This window comes from Actinomycetota bacterium, from assembly GCA_036280995.1.
Taxonomy (GTDB): Bacteria; Actinomycetota; CALGFH01; order CALGFH01; family CALGFH01; genus CALGFH01.
Genome location: DASUPQ010000834.1, coordinates 1 through 3,631 on the forward strand (window position 1 = coordinate 1; position 3,631 = coordinate 3,631).

The following is a 3,631-nucleotide window of genomic DNA, read 5'->3' on the forward strand; positions in this document are numbered from 1 at the left end:
CGCCGTTCCTGAGGAGTCCGCACCGCGTCACTCGGCGGTGCTCCCCGCGGCCACGATCGCGCTCGTCCGCTTTGCCCTGGTGGAAGTCGAGCAGCCGGCCGAAGAGACCCCGGACCCGTTAGGCTGCCGACTCCAGATCCATGACACGGACCACACCGGGTGACGCGCGTCCATCACACTGGCGATACGGCGCTTGGCACACCCAAGACGGCATGAGGCCCGAGGGGGCTTGCCATCCAGGCCGTGCGTCGATCCTAGGGCCACCAGCGCGCAGCACGGGGCTCCTGGGGGGCGCCTGTGCGCCCCGGACGGGAGAAGTCCGGGGCGCACAGTGAGCCCCGGGTGTCGGAGGAACACACGGGCTCAACCGTGGACTCGGTTCCATCTGCTGTTGGCGGGAAAGAGGACCGTGTTGGCGGATCTGAGGGGGTGACGAGGTGGGACAGGGACGCCTGTCCGTCGGGATCTGGCGCGCTGAGCGCCGCCGCAGACCCCCGAGCGAGTCAGACCGCGAGGGCGTCGAGATAGCTGATGTCTCCCGGCGGGAGGCCGGCCAGGGCGAGGGGAGCCTGGCCGGGGTGCCGATACTTCCGCTTGCGTTCGCTCCGATCTTGAGCGGGCTCGAAGTTGTGGTGGATCGCCCAGAGCAAGGCCGCCCGCTCGAGGCGCTGCTCGGCGCCGTGATTCCGGCCATGGCTGGAGCGGAGGCGGAAGTCCCGCCAGAGCCACTCGGGGGAGGCGCGGCCCAGGCCCTGGTTGTAGCCGCAGCGGTAGTAGCGCGCCGCCTCAAGGTGCACGGCCACCAGGTCGGCGAGCGCCTGCCCGAGCTCATGCGCGGCCAGGCGGGCCAACGCTGCCTGGACCTCGGCCTCGGTCGTGGCGTCGTACACGCTGCGGACCAGGTCGATGAGCATCCGCCGCGTCTGTGTGGCCGCGCGCCGTGCCGCGGCCCCCGCCAGCTCCGTCGCCGCGACCGCCGTGGCCACCGCGGCCGTCAGCGCACCGCTCAGGCCGCGCCACAGATGGAACACGCACCGCTGATGACTGACCCACGGCAGCACCCGCCGCCGATAGCTCTCCAGCCCGGTCGCGCCATCGCTGGCGATCCCGCGTAGCTCGCTCAGCACCAGCCCGGCCTGCTCCGCGCGCATGAACAGCGTTGCCCAGGCCGCCGTCCCCTCCCCAGCCACCACCACCGGCGGCCAGACCACCCCGGTCACATTGTCCACCAGCGCCAGCACGACCCGCTTGGTTCCCCCACGCAGCCGCGCCCACAGCCCATCGGTCGCCATCTGGCCGGAGCTCTCGACGCCGACCAACTGCTCACGGACGGTCGCGGCGGCTGTGGCCCCCGCCTGATCCAGCCACCGCTCGACCGTGCTCGCACTCAGATGGCAGGCGTGCGCGTCCGCCGGCGCCGGGTCCAGCGGCCGCCAGACCTGCCACCGCTCCTGCTGCCCCAGCCACGACCGCAGCACCTCCGCCGTCCGACGCGTCGACGTCCCCAGGTGCTGCCAGTGGTCGATCGCGCTCCGCTTCACTTCGCGCGCGTACCACCCACCACGCACCAGCAGCGCCGACCCTTCCGAGTACGTCCGCTCACACCCACGGCACCGATGCCGCTGCACCCGCACCGCTGCCCGCCCGCTCAAGAACCACGGCCGCCGCGTGTAGCTCCCCCACTTGCAGGTCTGCGTCTCCCCGCAGTGCGGACACCGCCGCCACTCCCAGACCTTCCGACCCGCCAGCGCACGCAGCCCCTGCAGAAATGCTCGCCCACGCTCTACGATGTTCATGGACTCTGAGTCCTCGGGGTGAGTAGTGACCTCCCTATGGTCTCAGAGTCCTTCCGTTCTGTCACCCCGGCGCGTGCTCTTCACCAACACACTCCGGAACCGAGTCCTGCGCCGGGTCAGGGCCATTTCATCAGAGACGGCCGGTGGTGATGACGAGCAGGGCCGCCTCGGCTGGTCGCGCGGCATACGTGCGGAGCGCGGCAGCGATGTTGGCGGCCCCGGCGGAGCGAAGGAGGCTGATGGCCAGATTGCGGCAGGCAGCGAAGGTGTGAGCGACGGCGCCGCAGCGCATCTGGGAGCGGTCTTCATCGAAGGTGACGTCGCGCACGTGATGGAGGCGATTCTCGATCCCCCAGTGTCCCCGGGTCAGGGCCAAGAGGGCCTTGGCGTCGGCCTGCTCGGGAGCCAGACTGGTGACGAAGTAGCGGACCTCGACCTCGGTGGCGATGATTCGGCCGCGCCGGACCTGGAGGCGATGGCGCTCGACGCAGCAGAGCTGAGCCAGGTGGGGCCAGGGTGTCGCATGCGTCCCGGAGCTGCCGACGTAGGCGTTCTGCTCCGGGTCAGCCAACGCCCAGGCCAGCCGCACCTCACGCCGACCGTGGCGGGCCTTCGGCGCGGCCTCGAGGAACCAACTGAGCCGCCCCCCGCGCTCGGCCAGCTCACGCGCGAGCCAGCGCGGGGGGACCGTCACCCCGGTGGGCAAGCCGTCAGGCTGACGGTCAACCTGCATCCAGGGGGGAAAGGGCCGCTTCGGCATCGGCGAGCAGCGCGGGCTGGTTGCTGTCGATCGGGAAGAGGTAGTCGCCACGGTCGGTGACGATCTGCTCGGAGATGTCGCGCTGCGTCAGCAGCGCGTCGGCCGTGACCACCCGCCCGGCGATCGGCACCTGCTTCAGCAGCGTTTTCGCCGCCGCCAGCTCCTGCCCCTTGCCAGCCGCACGGACCTGACCCAGCACCACCCCAGAGGCGTGTGCATACGCCGCCACCAGATAGGTGCCGGGCACGCTGTCCGGCTCGTCCTCCCGCTTCGGCTGGCTGCCGCGCAGCACCTTCCCATCGATCGCGACCGCCGCGGGCACCCGCGTCCTGCCCGGCGCGGCTGGCGCATCCCCCGTGCGCTCCAGCCACGCGCCAAGCGCGGCCTCGAAGGCGACGACGTCCAACTGCTTGTACAGCCGATGGAGCGTCGCCACGCAGGGACGCCGGCCGGGCGGCAGCCCCAACGCCTCCAACAACGCGGGATCATCCTCCAGCCGGTCTCGTCCCCACTGCGCCACCGCCGACTGGCTCCGCGCACCGCACAGCAGGGCCACCACCGTCTGTTGGAGCAACGCGACCAGCGGCATCGGCTCGTGCCCAGGCCGCCACCCGTACGGCCGCCGGGGGTCCGGCACCCCGGCCAACGCCTCCGCCAGCGATCCGGCCGCCGGCGCCTCAATCACCGGCACCACCTTCCGCTTCCGAAACACCACCCCTCCACGCCACACCCCAGATGACTGCTTACACTACCTCAGTACGTCATCTGGTGAAAAGGCCCTGGGGTCGTCGGTCGCCGATCGGCCGGCGTCTGCCGTCCGGCCGAGAAACTCGGCGATCAGCTCGAGCTCGGCCTCGGTGTACCCGTCGCAGATCTCGTCCATCGAGCTGTTCATCCCTGAGTAGAGGCCCAGGATCTCTGGGACGCGGTCTGGTCGGGGCCGGATCACCACGGCACGGCGGTCTGACGGGTCGCGGTCGCGCGCCACCCAGCCGCCACGCTCCAGCCGGTCGAGAATGCCGGTCATGGTGGCGGGGTGAAGGCCGGCTCGCCTGGCAAGGGCGGTCGGGCTGAG

Annotated in this window: 4 protein-coding genes; all 4 read right to left on the reverse strand. The window is 71.2% G+C overall.

Translation table 11 applies throughout. The features are described from left to right. Window positions 1–503: 503 nt before the first annotated feature. Window positions 504–1,796 (reverse strand): transposase, encoded by a 1,293-nt coding sequence (locus VF468_27990; protein ID HEX5882126.1) that lies wholly within the window; start codon window positions 1,794–1,796, stop codon window positions 504–506. A 130-nt stretch (window positions 1,797–1,926) separates the two neighbouring features. Further along, the gene (locus VF468_27995; protein ID HEX5882127.1) at window positions 1,927–2,556 is read right to left on the reverse strand and encodes an ISAs1 family transposase; all 630 of its coding nucleotides are present in this window, start codon (window positions 2,554–2,556) and stop codon (window positions 1,927–1,929) included. Beyond that, window positions 2,519–3,268 carry an ISAs1 family transposase gene (locus VF468_28000; protein ID HEX5882128.1) on the reverse strand — a complete coding sequence of 250 codons (750 nt, stop codon included), beginning with the start codon at window positions 3,266–3,268 and terminating at the stop codon, window positions 2,519–2,521. The genes VF468_27995 and VF468_28000 overlap by 38 nt, the downstream gene beginning before the upstream one ends. A 36-nt stretch (window positions 3,269–3,304) precedes the next feature. Beyond that, window positions 3,305–3,631: MarR family transcriptional regulator (locus VF468_28005; GenBank protein ID HEX5882129.1), on the reverse strand; the 327-nt coding region annotated here is incomplete at its 5' end.